This window comes from Pseudemcibacter aquimaris, from assembly GCF_028869115.1.
Taxonomy (GTDB): Bacteria; Pseudomonadota; Alphaproteobacteria; order Sphingomonadales; family Emcibacteraceae; genus Pseudemcibacter; species Pseudemcibacter aquimaris.
Genome location: NZ_CP079800.1, coordinates 1,103,451 through 1,117,868, shown reverse-complemented (window position 1 = coordinate 1,117,868; position 14,418 = coordinate 1,103,451). Strand labels below are relative to the sequence as shown.

Genomic DNA, 14,418 nt, shown 5'->3' with positions numbered 1-14,418 from the left:
TTTTGAATAAAAAGCTTCCATTTTCTGTCATTTATTGATACTAAAAGCCAACAAAATCAAGCAGTGATGGCATTTATATCATTGATGTATTTCTTATGCATTTCAATACGTTTGCTGCAAAAAATCAATATTTAATCCAAACCGGAGCTTCATGGACGCTGAAATGAAGAAAGTTGTAACACGATTTGCCCCTTCACCAACGGGTTTTTTACATATTGGCGGTGCCCGTACGGCATTATTCAATTGGCTATTTACGCGCCATCATGGCGGTGAATTCCGTATCCGCGTTGAAGATACGGATCGCAAACGTTCAACACCAGAAGCCGTTGATGCGATTTTCGAAGGCCTTGACTGGCTCGGGTTAATAGCAGACAACGATATTGTTTTTCAGTATGCAAACCGTGAACGTCATGCTGAAGTGGCACTAAAACTTCTTGAAGATGGTAAAGCATATAAATGTTATGCATCAAAAGAAGAACTTGCAGAAATGCGTGAAACCGCTAAGGCTGAAGGTCGCCCACTTGGTTATGATGGTCGCTGGCGAGACCGCGATCCGTCCGAGGCACCAGAAGGTGTCGATCCGGTTATCAGATTTAAAGCCCCACGCGAAGGCGAAATTGTCATCAAGGACCACGTACAAGGCGACGTGGTTGTACAAAACAAAGAACTGGATGATATGATCCTGTTACGTGCTGATGGCACACCAACTTATATGTTATCCGTTGTCGTTGATGATTATGATATGGGTGTGACCCACGTCATTCGTGGTGATGATCACCTTACCAATGCAGCGCGACAAGCACAGTTAATCAATGCCATTGGCTGGCCATTACCTGAATATGCCCATATTCCGTTAATTCATGGGCCGGATGGTGCAAAACTATCCAAACGCCATGGTGCACTTGGTGTGGACGCTTACCGTGATATGGGGTATCTGCCGGATGCGGTTAAGAATTATCTGCTTAGACTTGGTTGGGCACATGGCGACGAAGAAGTAATATCTGAAAAACAAGCTATTGAATGGTTTGATCTTGATGGCGTTGGTAAATCACCATCCCGTTTTGATTTCACAAAGCTTGAAAATATGAACGGTATTTACATGCGCGAATTTGCAAGCAATGCTACACTAGCAACAGCGTGCCTGCCGTTTTTACAAGAAAAACTGGAACGTGAATTAAATGATGATGAAATTGCGACACTAGAAAACGCAATATCAGAACTTAAAAACCGCGCGAAAAATTTGATCGATCTAGCGGAAAGTGCAAAATTCCTGTTTGCAAGCTGTCCGCTTGAAATTGTACCGAAAGCGGCCAAAGCACTCAATGAGAATGGCAAAGAGGTTCTAGCAAAAATCCACGCTGATTTAACAGCCGTTTCGGACTGGAACAGGGATTCATTGCAAAAATTGATTGAAGATTTCGTTGAACGCGAAGAAATTGGATTTGGCAAAGTCGCACAACCATTAAGAGCAGCACTGACCGGAAGTAATGTTTCACCAGGTATTTCAGAGGTTCTTGATTGGCTTGGGAAAGATGAAAGTTTAACCAGGATCAAGGATCAGTTGTAAGAATTTGCTAATTTCACATAAATTAAACAATTTGTTTATAATTAATGTATATACACACTCAAGATTAAGCATGGCAATAATCGCCAGGCATCGATAAGGAAGGATGGAGACATATGGCAAAATATGAAAAAACAGTCGCCGATGATACGGCAACATTAACAATTAGAGGCGAAAGCTATGAATTACCAATCTATGGTGGTTCTGTAGGTCCAGATGTACTTGATATCCGCGCGCTTTACGGCAACACAGGCATGTTTACTTTTGACCCTGGCTTTACGTCAACAGCCAGCTGTGAAAGTGCCATTACATATATTGATGGTGGTAAAGGTGAACTTCTTTATCGTGGTTACCCAATTGAACAGCTTGCTGAAAAAAGTGATTTTCTTGAAGTCGCATACCTTCTTCTTAATGGTGAATTACCAAACAAAGAACAAGATGCAAAATTTAAGCATGACATCACATATCATACAATGGTTCATGAACAACTAAACCGTTTCTTCGGTGGTTTCCGCCGTGATGCCCATCCAATGGCCATCATGTGTGGTGTTGTTGGCGCGATGTCAGCATTTTATCATGACAGCACTGATATTTCTGATCCGGAACAGCGCCGTGTTGCATCAACTCGTTTGATCGCGAAGATTCCGACAATTGCGGCGATGACTTACAAATATTCAATCGGCCAGCCGTTCGTATACCCACGTAACGATCTTAGCTACGCTGAAAACTTCCTTTACATGACATTCGGTGTTCCTGAAAGCGAAGAATATAAGGTAAGCAAAACACTTGCCGATGCAATGGATAAAATCTTTATCCTTCACGCAGATCACGAACAAAATGCCTCAACGTCAACTGTGCGTCTTGCCGGTTCATCTGGTGCAAATCCATTCGCATGTATTGCTGCTGGTATCGCATCCCTTTGGGGCCCTGCACATGGCGGCGCGAACGAAGCATGTCTGAATATGCTAAGTGAAATTGGTTCTGTTGACCGTATTCCTGAATATATCGCGAAAGCAAAAGACAAGAGTGATCCTTTCCGTCTTATGGGCTTTGGTCACCGTGTTTATAAAAACTTTGACCCACGTGCGAAAGTGCTTCAACAGGCTGCCCACGACGTTCTTGCAGAACTTGGTGTTAATGATCCGCTTCTTGATGTTGCACAAGAGCTTGAAAAAATTGCGCTAGAAGATCCATACTTCGTAGAAAAGAAACTATATCCAAATGTTGATTTCTACTCAGGTATCATCCTGAAAGCGATGGGTTTCCCAACATCTATGTTTACAGTGTTATTCGCGCTTGCACGTACTGTGGGCTGGATTTCACAGTGGGGCGAGATGATCGTTGATCCAACACAAAAGATCGGTCGACCTCGTCAGCTATTCATCGGTGAAGGTGCTCGTGATTATACAGATATCGAAAACAGATAAGCTGTAATTCACATTACGAATAAATGAAAACCCGGCTTTATTAGCCGGGTTTTTTTATTTCTTTTCAATAAGTTCGATCATATAACCATCAGGATCTTTGATAAATGCGATCACCGACCCACCATGTTTCATCGGTCCAGGCGGCCTTGGAATTTCAAGACCCTCTTTTTCAAGTGCCTCGCAGGTTTGATAAATATCTGGCACACCGATCGCTAAATGGCCAAAGCCCTCACCCTTCTCGTAATCGTCTTCGCGATCCCAGTTATGGGTAAGTTCAACGACAGTGTTGTCTTCTTCGTTACCATACCCGACAAACGCGAGTGTAAATTTGCCGCTTGGGTAATCCTTACGGCGGATCAGCTGCATCCCGAGATGGTCACAATAAAAGGCAATGGATTTATCCAAATCCTTAACCCTGATCATTGTATGAAGGAATTTAAACCCGTCAGACATTAATCTGTCGCGATCATGGCTTTAAAACTTGCTTCAGCGACGACTTGACCGTCAACGATACCTTTACCAGAAAACTTCCAAATGTTGCGGCGATTTTGTTCTTTTTGAACATGAAGTTCAAGCATGTCACCCGGCTCTACAGGCTTGCGAAATTTTACGCCATCAATCGACATAAAATACACAAGCTTGCCTTCTGCATCTTCACCTAGGCTTAACATTACAAGAGCAGCAGCGGATTGTGCCATTGCCTCAACAATTAATACACCCGGCATCACAGGTTTTTCAGGAAAATGTCCCTGAAAAAATGGTTCATTTGCCGTTACGCCTTTTTTACCGACAGCACTTTCGCCTGCTTCAATATCACAAAGCTTATCAACAAGTAACATTGGATAGCGGTGCGGAATTAATTCTTTAATGCGATTGATGTCAATATCTTCAATTTTTTCGGTCATAATAGCCCCTAAGATTTTTCTTTAATCAGTATAAATATATCAAAAATAATATAAAGCACCATTTTAAAACAAAAAAACCTGCCACTTACATGACAGGTTTTTCTGTAAATATTATGGAATATTAATTTGCAGCAGGTTGGCCTGCTTCAAGTGCAGCAGCAACATCCGCTGGTAGTTCAGGCAGCACAACAGTCGTTGTTGGCATTGCAAGATCTAATTCTTCAATCACACGTGTAGTCACATCAAGACCAGGTGCTTGTTCAAGAACAAATGCTTTTTCAAGAAGAATTGTTGCACCTGTTTCCTGTAGGATTTTTTGTAGGATCGGCTTTAGTGCACGCTCAACTTCTGTGTTTGCAGTAGCAATAGCCACTTCAAGTTGACGGCTTTTCAGCTGAACTTCACGTTGATAAGCAACAGCTTTTTGCTGAAATTCTGCGACTTTTTGATTATATGCTTCTTGTGGCATAATCGCAGACTGGCCTTTTAACTCTTCTTCTTCAGTGCGAAGAGCATTACCTTTAGTCTGCATTTCAGTTTGCATATCTGCCTGAATTTTTGCCACTTGTCTGTTGATATCGATTGCAACAGCAGCATTTGAACTGATAAGTCTGTTATCAACAACCGCAATTTTTGCCTCCGGAATAGCTTGCGCATTTGACGTTGTGGAAAAAGCCACTGCTGTAAAAGCAAATACGGTAGCTAAAATATATTTCATGTTCATTTTTTTAATCATTTTTAAAATCTCGTTCCGACATTAAATTGGAAAAACTCTGTTTCATCACTTGGCTGGTTTTTAACAGCTTTTGCCAAGTCAATTCTAAATGGTCCAAATGGTGACTGCCATGAGAACCCAATCCCGACTGTAACCCTTGGTGTCGCATTATTACCGAGCAAGTTATATACCAGACCTGACTGGGATATCAAGGTATCTTCTGCATCAACATTAAATACCGCACCTACATCTGTATAAATACTCGCTTCAATGCCCAAATCACGGGCACCACCACCAAGCGGGATAAAGAGCTCAGCAGACGCTTTATAGAATGTATTACCACCTAGGTTAAAGCCTCTCCATAGCTCATTATAACTATCTGTATATTCACGAGGGCCAACACCAGATTCTTTAAAACCACGAATTCTTGGGTTACCAAGGAAGAAACGGTTATTAAGTCTTACGGTTCTACCTAACCCTTCTACATGACCACCTTCCGCTGATAAGTTCAAAATCCAGAACTTGTAAATCGGATAGAAGAAATCATAATTACCAGTTGTTCTAAGGTATTTTTCATTTCCGCCTAATCCTGCAACTTCTTGCGATAATTGCAACAATTGACCACGGTTCGGTTTTTGCGGATTATCCAAGCTATTATAGGCAATTCCATAGCGTAGAGACGACGTCAAGAAGTCACCTGAGTTATCCCTAATATACGGGCTATCAGAAAATAAGCTGGTTCTAACGCGATCTTGCCTGATGTTATAGGCAACATTCATCATTACATATTCTGTAATAGGGAAACCTGTACGTAATGATCCACCATATGATCTTTGTTGATATCCACTTTCAATAAAGTTTGTATCACGAATGTACACATCTACACCCGCAGCAAGTCTTCTGTTCAGGAAATACGGTTCTGTAAAACTTACATCAACCTGTTTTCGGCGTTTAGAGATTTGCGCCCCTAATCTATATTGCTGACCTTTACCGATAAGGTTACGATCACCAATACTGAAATTAACCATCAATCCTTCAAAGCTGGAGTAACCAAGACCAACTGAAAGCTCACCAGTTGGCTGTTCTTCAACAGTAATTTCAAGAATTGTTTTATCGGCTGCGGTACCTTCTAGTTGCTCAATTTCAACTTCCTGGAAGAATTGAAGGCTTTGTACACGAATTTCAGAACGATTAAGCTTTGATGAGTTATATGCATCACCTTCTACCAATCGTAATTCACGTCTAATCACACGGTCATGCGTTCTGACGTTATCGATGATTTTAATTTCTTCAACGTAAACCCTTGGTGCTTCGTTGATTACATAAGTGACATCAACTGTCTGATCATTTCTGTTACGTCTAACCTGTGGTCTGATGTCTACGAACGCATATCCTCTTAGACCAGCGATATCGGTTAGCATTTCCACAGTATCATCAATTGCGGTCACGTCATACTGCGCCCCTTCACGCGTATAAACCAATCGTTCTAACAGCTCATTTTCAAGCTCTTCGATTTGGCTATCAACCTTGATCTCACCGAAATTGTAAAGATCACCTTCTTCAACCGAAATATTGATGAAAAAGTTTTTCTTGTCCGGCGACAACTCTGCAACAGCAGATGTTACACGGAAATCGGCATATCCTTGTTCACGGTAAAAATCACGAAGAAGCTGTTTATCATAATTCAAACGGTCTGGATCATATGTATCTTCCGATGCAAGAAACTTCCACCAGCGGCTTTCAACTGTCGCCAGTTTAGAACGTAGAATATCGTTATTAAATACTTTGTTCCCTAGGAAGTTAATCTTACCGATAACACTTTTAGCACCTTCGGAAACCTCAAACACAAGGTTAACCCTGTTTTGTTCAAGCTGAATTACTTTTGGCTCCACAGTCGCTGCGAAACGGCCGCCACGTCTATAGATTTCTAAGATGCGCTGAACATCGGCACGTACTCTCGCACGAGAAAAAACGATACGCGGGCGAAGCTGGATTTCTTCATAAATATCTTCGTCGTCTTTATATTTATTACCCTCAAAAACGATTCGGTTAATGATTGGGTTTTCTGCGACTTCAACAACCAGAGTGGTTCCACGGCGACCAACATCAACATCAGAAAATAAACCAGTACCAAACAATCTTTTTAGTGAGGCGTCACCTAGCTCGTCTGTATAAGTATCACCAATATTTAACAACAGGTAAGTTTCAATTGTGCTGGTTTCAATACGTTGATTTCCTGAAACCTCAATACGATCAATAATAGGTCCTTCAGCTGCAGCCGTAGAAACTTGAGCATGGGACATGGCAGGCAAGACAGCATGCATTGCAAGTGCAAAGAATATCACACATAAATTAAAAAATTTATCTCTTAGAAATATCACTAAATCTTACCCTATTTATCTATCAAATATTAAATAATTACCGTTTTAACTCGTAAACAAATGCGACAAATCATTATAAAAAGCAAATATCATTAAGCTTAATACTACAAGCGCACCAATCTTGAAACCAAATTCTTGCGCTTCTTCGCTCATTTTCTTTCTTTTTACCGCCTCGATCGCATAATAAAGTAAATGCCCGCCATCTAGCATCGGAATAGGAAACAGGTTAATCATTCCTAGACCAATCGAAACCATTGCCATAAAATTAATTAACGACACAAAACCATATTCCGCAGTTCTGCCAGCAACCCTTGCAATTGTAATTGGGCCACCAAGTTCTTTCGTCGAGCGATCGCCCATTACGATTTGGCCCAGACCCTGCAAGTTTCTAATGGTTAGGTTTTTCGTCGTAATACTTGCTTCCCATAATGATGAAAATATGCCGTATTCCTTAAGAACTCGGTCATCAGGATTTGTACTACTACGAATGCCGATTTGGCGGACTTTTGTTTTCTTGCCCAGAATATCTTCATCATCGGCAATATCTAGAACAAAGTTTAATGCCAATATATCTCCGCCACGCATAACTTCTACAGAAACATCATCTACAACCTTGAACATAAGATGTTCACGAATTTCCATAAATGTTTCTATTTCCACGCCATCAATCGTTACAATCCTGTCGCCTGCCTTAATACCTGCTACATCTGCTGCGCCGCCTTCGACAACATCACCAACGACAGGTGCCAGTTCCATTCGGCCATAAGAAAAATAAAGTCCCGCAATAATAAGAATAGCAAACAAGAAATTAATCGCCGGCCCTGCAAAGACAACAGCTGCTTTTTGTGAAAGCCTTTTATGATGGAAGGAAACTTTTTTCTCTTCTTCAGTCATTTCGTTTTGGGTACCATCGGGATTACTAGCTGGCCCCGCATCACCGAAAAATTTTACATATCCGCCAAGCGGAATTGCACTTATTTTCCAGCGGGTTCCCTTTTTATCAGTACGTCCCCAAATTTCCGGCCCAAAACCCACAGAAAAAACATCAACACGAACGCCATTAAGACGTGCCACAATATAATGCCCCCATTCATGTACGAACACGAGTACCGTCAAAATGAACAGAAACGATAACAATGTCTGACCAAATGAAAAAATTGCGTCCATATTACTTAGTAAATCCAGTTATTATCTCGCCAGCAACTATTCTGGCCTCTTCATCCACGTCATGAACGTCGCTTAAACTATTCATATGGTGAACGGTAATTTTGTCCAATGTGTGGCCAACAATTTTTGCAATATCCAAAAAGCGTATTTTTCCGTTTAAAAACGCGCTTACAGCCACTTCATTAGAAGCGTTCAGGATAGTAGGCGCACTGCCCCCCTTTTGCAAGACCTCTCGTGTTATATTGATAGAAGGGAATTTTACTTCGTCAGGTTTAATAAATTCAAGTTTTCCAATTTCCGTAAGATCCAGCTTTTTAGATGGTGTTTTTATCCGGTGCGGCCAACCAAGCGTATAAGATATTGGAATTCGCATGTCTGGTGTACCAAGCTGCGCAAGCACAGAACCATCAATATAGGACACCATACTATGAATAATCGATTGAGGATGAATGATAATATCAAGCTGATCTTTTTCCACAGGGAACATGTAAAATGCCTCAATCAGCTCTAAACCCTTATTCATCATTGTCGCGCTATCAACGGAAATCTTTGCACCCATTGACCAGTTCGGATGCTTCACAGCCTCTTCTGGTGTAATATCGCCCAACTCCGAAACGTCCCTGTTCCAAAATGGGCCGCCTGACGCGGTTAATGTAATTTTGTCCACTTTTTCGGCTTCATCAAAATCGAACACCTGAAAAATGGCATTATGTTCAGAATCAACAGGCAGCAGGGTCGCGTTATTTGCGTCAACCTGCTCCATCATAAATTCACCGGCACAAACCAAGCATTCTTTATTGGCGAGGGCAATGGTTGCACCGCGTCTTACCGCTGTTAGGGTTGGTCTCAAACCAGCTGCGCCAACAATGGATGACATCACCCAATCTGCTGGCATGTCAGCTGCTTCGTTAAGGGCGTCCTTGCCAGCAGCTGCAATGATATTCGTTCCCGACAAGGCTGTTTTTAAGTCATCCAACTTACTATCATCGGCAATCACCGCCATTTCGGCTTTATGCTCTTTTGCCTGTTTCGCTAGTTCTGCAACATTGCTGTTCGCGGTTAATGCTTTAACGGTATATTTTTCTGGCTCTCGCGCGATAAGATCAAGCGTATTACAGCCAATTGATCCCGTCGAACCCAACACGGTTATTGTTTTATGATCACCGGAACTTGAAAGATTCACACGGTCTATATCGCGTACTCCAATATTCATTTTCTAATAAACCCTTAACTGTACGCTATATAAAATTGGTGACGATTAAAATGGACGGTGCCACAAACAATAAACCATCAACACGGTCCATTATCCCACCATGACCAGGAATAATGGCACCGGAATCTTTTACTGAAAATTTGCGTTTTATCGCTGATTCAGCAAGATCACCCATTTGACTTAAAATCGCGAACGCACCGCTTAACACCACTAATACGATAACATCATCAAACAAGGCTGATTGAGCACCTGTATATTTGACGAACATGTATCCAAGCACCATAGCAGTGATTGTTCCGCCAATTAATCCTGCCCATGTTTTATTGGGGCTGATTTTTGGTGACATTTTTGGCCCGCCAATATTCTTACCAGCGAAATAAGCCCCTGTATCCATCGCCCAAATCACAATCATCATCCAAAGCACAACTAAACCGCCAGCATGCTGATGCAAAATTAAAAAAGATGCAGAAGGCACCAGTGCATATAAATACCCAAGCACCGACCATTTGAGTGTGGATTTTGTTAACGTGGAAATCAGCACGATTAACACAATACCAATAATGAAAGAATAAATCAGGTAAGGGCTTGAAATCTCAATCATGAAAAGTACAGATAAGGAAGATATGACCTGCGCCAAAAACAATGGGGAAAACGCCGTTTCTTCGCATATACCATTCCATTCATAAAGAATGATCGTCGTAAAGATGCTTACAAGTGCGAAAAGAAGCACGCCACCTTGTAAAATAATGAATATTGCCGCGGGTAACATCACAAGCGCAGACAATATTCGAATAAGCATTTTATTCTTTTTAGGGTCTTGCGCCATAACGCCTGTCTCGTTTGTAATATTCATCGATAGCATCACATAGCGTGGCTTTTGTATAATCAGGCCAATAAACATCCTGAAAAACAAATTCCGCATATGCTGCTTGCCAAAGCATGAAGTTACTAAGGCGCTGTTCGCCGCTGGTTCTGATGATTAAATCTGGTTCTGGAAAATCAGCTGTGTACAGGTTTGCTGAAAAAACGTCTGAATTAATATCATCCGGCTCCAGTGAACCTTGCTTAACTTGTTCCGCGATTTTCCGTGTTGCATTAACGATTTCTTCCTGTGCACCGTAATTAAGCGCCAGCGTTAATCGTAATGTCTTATTATTTTTGGTTCTTTCTTCCGCCTCATCAATCAGCGAAAGAATATTTTTACCCAAACGGTCACGACTACCGATAAAGCTGATGCGAATATCCTTGGCATCAAGATCATCAATTTCTTTAGTAAGATATATTTTCAATAACCCCATAAGGTCATTGATTTCTTCGATCGGGCGTTTCCAGTTTTCTGATGAAAACGCATAAAGCGTTAAATATTTGATATCCAGATCGCAGCATGCCTCGACAATACCACGTACAGCATCAGCCCCTTTTTTATGCCCGGCAAATTTCGGAAGACGGCGCGATTTGGCCCAGCGGCCATTACCATCCATAATGATGGCAACATGCTGAAGAGGATCGCGGTCACCTTCAGCATTATTTGCGTGTCTATGTTCTTCTTTTACCAGCAGCATAAATGGTTTGCCTTATACCTGCATAATTTCTTCTTCTTTGTCGGCTGTAACGACATCAATTTCTTTTACCATGTCATCGGTTAGCTTTTGCACATCATCTTCGTGCGCTTTTTGCTCGTCTTTACCGATATCGCCATTTTTTTCCAACGATTTAATGGTTTCCATGCCGTCGCGACGTACATTACGTACTGCGATTTTTGCTTGTTCGGCATAGTTTTTCGCCAGTTTCGTCAGTTCCACACGGCGTTCTTCCGTCAAATCCGGAATTGGAATACGAAGCGTATCACCATCAACAACAGGGTTAAGGCCGATACCTGAATTACGGATTGCCTTTTCAACGGATGTTACAAGCCCCTTATCCCAAACATTTACGCTGATCAAACGCGCTTCTGGTGTGGAAACAGTGCCAACCTGGGCAATTGGCATCTGAGCACCATATGCATCAACCATCACAGGGTCGAGCAGGTTTACAGACGCTCTTCCGGTTCTAAGTCCTTTGAATTCGCTCTTCAAATTTTCAATAGCACCATTCATACGGCGCTTTAAATCTGCAAGATCCAGATCACCAGACATTTTCTAACTCCTGTCTATTTTTTCTTATATATAATTTAAAAATCATTTCCCCAAGATGAACAACTTAATATTCTAGTCGCAAATCTTTGTGTGCGGCCCTGTGCCTTTTAACACATTTGCAAAATTGCCGTGCTCGTGAATTGAAAATACCAAAATCGGAATATTATTTTCACGCGCAAGCGAAATTGCGGATGCATCCATGACCTTAAGATCATTTTTAAGCACATCCATATAACTTAGAGTATCGTATTTTACCGCATTCGGGTCAAGTTTCGGGTCTGCGTTATATACGCCGTCCACTTGTGTCCCTTTCATAATCGCATCACAGTTCATTTCAGCAGCACGAAGTGCAGCCGCACTATCTGTTGTAAAGAACGGGTTACCCGTACCCGCAGCAAAGACAACAACGCGGCCTTTTTCCATATGGCGGATCGCTTTACGGCGGATGTATGGTTCACAAACAGACGCAATTGGGAAAGCGGATTGAACGCGAGTATCAATGCCGATTTGTTCAAGTGCATTTTGCATCGCAAGACTGTTCATCACAGTCGCTAGCATTCCCATATGGTCGGCGGATGTTCTATCGAAACCACTGGCAACGCCAGTCATCCCGCGGAAGATATTCCCTGCCCCAACAACCAGACAAACCTGACTGCCCATTTCCACAACCGTTTTTATTTCCTCAGCAACTCTTTTAACGACATCTGGCGAGATACCGTAATCCTGTTCACCCATTAAAGCTTCACCGGATAATTTTAGCAAAACGCGTTTGTACTGAGGCTCACTGGTCATGAATATTCTTCTCCCTTTATTCTTATGTGTACTTTGCTCTTAAATTACACATATGTCCATTATGTTTTTCGTTTTTTTAACGTCTAAATACAATTCGGGCCCAAATTCGATAATCACAATGTGAATTCGAAAATTGAGCCCGAAAAAATTCTTATAAAGTTAGCCTTGCATTGCAGCTACTTCAGCAGCGAAGTCATCTTCTTCTTTTTCGATGCCATCGCCAACTTCAAGTCTTACGTAACCAGCAAGCTTGATGTCTGTGCCAGCATCTTTAGCAGCATTTTCGATAACTTTCTTGATCTTTGTTTCGCCATCGATCACGAATGTTTGCTCAACAAATACAACTTCCTGATAGTATTTGTTCATGCGGCCAACAATCATTTTTTCGATGATGTTGTCAGGCTTACCTGATTCGCGTGCTTGCTCAACAAGAACAGCTTTTTCACGCTCAACAGCAGCAGGATCAAGTTCTTCAACAGTCATTGATGCTGGGTTTGTTGCTGCAACGTGCATTGCAAGCTGTTTACCAAGCGCGTCAAGTGTCGCTGCATCAGCATCTGATTCAAGCGCAACAAGTACAGCAAGTTTACCAAGACCAGGGGCCGCAGCGTTATGGATGTATGTTGAAACAACACCGCTTGAAACAGTAAGACCAGCAGAACGACGGAATGTCATGTTCTCACCGATTGTACCAACTGCTTCTGTTACTTCTGCTTCTACAGAATGTGAAGTACCAGGGTATTCAGCAGCGTTAGTCGCGTCAAAATCGCCACCGTTTTCAAGCGCAACACCAGCAACACCCTTAACAAGTGTTTGGAACTGCTCGTTACGTGCAACGAAGTCAGTTTCTGAGTTCACTTCAACAGCAACACCAGTTGTACCGTTTGATGCAACAGCAACAAGACCTTCAGCCGCCACACGGCCAGATTTCTTTTCAGCTTTTGCAATACCCTTTTGACGAAGCCAGTCCATTGCTGCTTCGATGTCACCATCATTTTCGCCAAGAGCTTTTTTACAATCCATCATACCTGCGCCAGATTTGTCACGCAGTTCTTTAACAAGAGCGGCAGTAATTTGAGCCATTTGTTTATCCTTGTTTTAAAATCTAAATATTAACGAAGATTATTCTTCAGTTGTTGCTTCTTCAGCTGGCGCTTCTTCAGCAGCCGCTTCTTCTACAGCAGGGATTTCTTCAACTGGTGCTTCCATTGCGCCAACATCAACGCCCTGACCAGCTAGTTCTTGTTGGATACCTTCAAGAACAGCACCTGCAACTAGGTTACAGTAAAGATCAATTGCGCGTGTCGCATCATCGTTACCCGGGATTGGGAAATCGATATTTTCTGGATTACAGTTTGTATCAAGAACAGCAATAACCGGGATACCAAGTTTCTTGGCTTCTGCGATTGCAAGTTCTTCTTTGTTTGTGTCGATGACAAAGATCGCTGACGGAATACCGCCCATTTCTTTAATACCACCAAGTGAACGCTCAAGCTTATCACGCTCGCGTGTCATTTGAAGTGTTTCTTTCTTCGTAAGACCCGCAAGGTCACTGGAAAGTTTCTCGTCAAGAACGTTAAGACGTTTGATTGAGTTAGAGATTGTTTCCCAGTTTGTAAGCATACCACCTAACCAGCGGTGATTTACGTAATACTGACCACAACGTTTTGCAGCTTCTGCGATTGGGCCAGAAGCTTGACGCTTTGTACCAACGAAAAGAACACGACCACCCGCAGCAGTAACGTCACGTACTTGCTCAAGCGCACGGTGAAGAAGTGGAACAGTGATTGATAGGTTAATGATATGTACTTTGTTACGTACACCAAAGATGTAATCACCCATACGTGGGTTCCAACGGTGTTTTTGGTGACCAAAGTGAACGCCAGCTTCTAATAGCTCGCGCATAGTAAATGTAGGCATCGCCATAATAAAATTCCTTTTCCGGTTAATCCTCTGCAGGTGCTGAGTTCCGAAGAACACCGGTGTGTCGATCCCAATATGTAGGGGATAAACAAATACCTGCATGTGAAAGTAAGGGGGTAATACACGGGGGAGCGAGGGATTTCAAGGATTTTTTTGCATTTTTGGTGAAAAAACGACAAAAAATAAATATCACCAT

14 protein-coding genes are annotated in these 14,418 nt (G+C 42.1%); 2 read left to right on the top strand and 12 right to left on the bottom strand.

The window, feature by feature from the left end:
- Positions 1–163: 163 nt before the first annotated feature.
- On the top strand, positions 164–1,567 hold the full coding sequence (gene gltX / locus KW060_RS05510; protein ID WP_249035368.1) for a glutamate--tRNA ligase: 1,404 nt from the start codon (positions 164–166) through the stop codon (positions 1,565–1,567).
- A gap of 113 nt (positions 1,568–1,680) precedes the next feature.
- Positions 1,681–2,991: a citrate synthase gene (locus KW060_RS05505; RefSeq protein WP_249035367.1), complete on the top strand. Its 1,311-nt coding sequence runs from the start codon at positions 1,681–1,683 to the stop codon at positions 2,989–2,991.
- A gap of 54 nt (positions 2,992–3,045) precedes the next feature.
- Here the strand turns inward: KW060_RS05505 and gloA are convergent, their stop codons facing one another.
- The 12 genes from gloA to rpsB all read right to left on the bottom strand — a co-directional run bounded on the left by gloA (position 3,046) and on the right by rpsB (position 14,225).
- Positions 3,046–3,444: a lactoylglutathione lyase gene (gloA, locus tag KW060_RS05500; protein ID WP_249035366.1), complete on the bottom strand. Its 399-nt coding sequence runs from the start codon at positions 3,442–3,444 to the stop codon at positions 3,046–3,048.
- A complete protein-coding gene (fabZ, locus tag KW060_RS05495) occupies positions 3,444–3,896 on the bottom strand; it encodes a 3-hydroxyacyl-ACP dehydratase FabZ (protein WP_249035365.1) in 453 nt (150 codons plus the stop codon). The genes gloA and fabZ overlap by 1 nt, the downstream gene beginning before the upstream one ends.
- Positions 3,897–4,017: 121 nt before the next feature.
- A complete protein-coding gene (locus tag KW060_RS05490; protein WP_274757321.1) occupies positions 4,018–4,632 on the bottom strand; it encodes an OmpH/Skp family outer membrane protein in 615 nt (204 codons plus the stop codon).
- A 2-nt stretch (positions 4,633–4,634) separates the two neighbouring features.
- A complete protein-coding gene (gene bamA / locus KW060_RS05485; RefSeq protein WP_249035363.1) occupies positions 4,635–6,992 on the bottom strand; it encodes an outer membrane protein assembly factor BamA in 2,358 nt (785 codons plus the stop codon).
- A gap of 45 nt (positions 6,993–7,037) precedes the next feature.
- A complete protein-coding gene (gene rseP / locus KW060_RS05480) occupies positions 7,038–8,159 on the bottom strand; it encodes an RIP metalloprotease RseP (protein WP_249035362.1) in 1,122 nt (373 codons plus the stop codon).
- 1 nt (position 8,160) lies between these two features.
- The gene (locus tag KW060_RS05475) at positions 8,161–9,372 is read right to left on the bottom strand and encodes a 1-deoxy-D-xylulose-5-phosphate reductoisomerase (RefSeq protein ID WP_249035361.1); all 1,212 of its coding nucleotides are present in this window, start codon (positions 9,370–9,372) and stop codon (positions 8,161–8,163) included.
- A gap of 25 nt (positions 9,373–9,397) precedes the next feature.
- Complete coding sequence (locus KW060_RS05470) at positions 9,398–10,225, bottom strand: phosphatidate cytidylyltransferase (RefSeq protein WP_249035360.1); 828 nt, start codon at positions 10,223–10,225, stop codon at positions 9,398–9,400.
- Complete coding sequence (locus KW060_RS05465) at positions 10,182–10,934, bottom strand: isoprenyl transferase (protein WP_249035359.1); 753 nt, start codon at positions 10,932–10,934, stop codon at positions 10,182–10,184. The genes KW060_RS05470 and KW060_RS05465 overlap by 44 nt, the downstream gene beginning before the upstream one ends.
- A gap of 12 nt (positions 10,935–10,946) precedes the next feature.
- The gene (gene frr / locus KW060_RS05460; RefSeq protein WP_249035358.1) at positions 10,947–11,507 is read right to left on the bottom strand and encodes a ribosome recycling factor; all 561 of its coding nucleotides are present in this window, start codon (positions 11,505–11,507) and stop codon (positions 10,947–10,949) included.
- A 72-nt stretch (positions 11,508–11,579) separates the two neighbouring features.
- Positions 11,580–12,299 (bottom strand): UMP kinase, encoded by a 720-nt coding sequence (pyrH, locus tag KW060_RS05455; RefSeq protein ID WP_249035357.1) that lies wholly within the window; start codon positions 12,297–12,299, stop codon positions 11,580–11,582.
- 159 nt (positions 12,300–12,458) lie between these two features.
- Positions 12,459–13,382, bottom strand: coding sequence for a translation elongation factor Ts (gene tsf / locus KW060_RS05450; protein WP_249035356.1), 924 nt, complete (start codon positions 13,380–13,382; stop codon positions 12,459–12,461).
- Between the two features lie 39 nt (positions 13,383–13,421).
- Positions 13,422–14,225, bottom strand: a complete 804-nt coding sequence (gene rpsB / locus KW060_RS05445) for a 30S ribosomal protein S2 (RefSeq protein ID WP_338050554.1) — start codon at positions 14,223–14,225, stop codon at positions 13,422–13,424.
- Positions 14,226–14,418: the final 193 nt, after the last annotated feature.

Excerpts from the sequence above, each read along its gene's own strand:
- frr (WP_249035358.1), bottom strand. The coding sequence starts at position 11,507 with ATGTCTGGTGATCTGGATCTTGCAGATTTAAAGCGCCGTATGAATGGT.
- KW060_RS05505 (WP_249035367.1), top strand. The coding sequence starts at position 1,681 with ATGGCAAAATATGAAAAAACAGTCGCCGATGATACGGCAACATTAACA.
- gloA (WP_249035366.1), bottom strand. The coding sequence starts at position 3,444 with ATGTCTGACGGGTTTAAATTCCTTCATACAATGATCAGGGTTAAGGAT.
- rpsB (WP_338050554.1), bottom strand. The coding sequence starts at position 14,225 with ATGGCGATGCCTACATTTACTATGCGCGAGCTATTAGAAGCTGGCGTT.
- gltX (WP_249035368.1), top strand. The coding sequence starts at position 164 with ATGAAGAAAGTTGTAACACGATTTGCCCCTTCACCAACGGGTTTTTTA.
- KW060_RS05475 (WP_249035361.1), bottom strand. The coding sequence starts at position 9,372 with ATGAATATTGGAGTACGCGATATAGACCGTGTGAATCTTTCAAGTTCC.
- rseP (WP_249035362.1), bottom strand. The coding sequence starts at position 8,159 with ATGGACGCAATTTTTTCATTTGGTCAGACATTGTTATCGTTTCTGTTC.
- pyrH (WP_249035357.1), bottom strand. The coding sequence starts at position 12,299 with ATGACCAGTGAGCCTCAGTACAAACGCGTTTTGCTAAAATTATCCGGT.
- KW060_RS05470 (WP_249035360.1), bottom strand. The coding sequence starts at position 10,225 with ATGAATATTACAAACGAGACAGGCGTTATGGCGCAAGACCCTAAAAAG.
- tsf (WP_249035356.1), bottom strand. The coding sequence starts at position 13,382 with ATGGCTCAAATTACTGCCGCTCTTGTTAAAGAACTGCGTGACAAATCT.
- fabZ (WP_249035365.1), bottom strand. The coding sequence starts at position 3,896 with ATGACCGAAAAAATTGAAGATATTGACATCAATCGCATTAAAGAATTA.
- KW060_RS05465 (WP_249035359.1), bottom strand. The coding sequence starts at position 10,934 with ATGCTGCTGGTAAAAGAAGAACATAGACACGCAAATAATGCTGAAGGT.
- KW060_RS05490 (WP_274757321.1), bottom strand. The coding sequence starts at position 4,632 with ATGATTAAAAAAATGAACATGAAATATATTTTAGCTACCGTATTTGCT.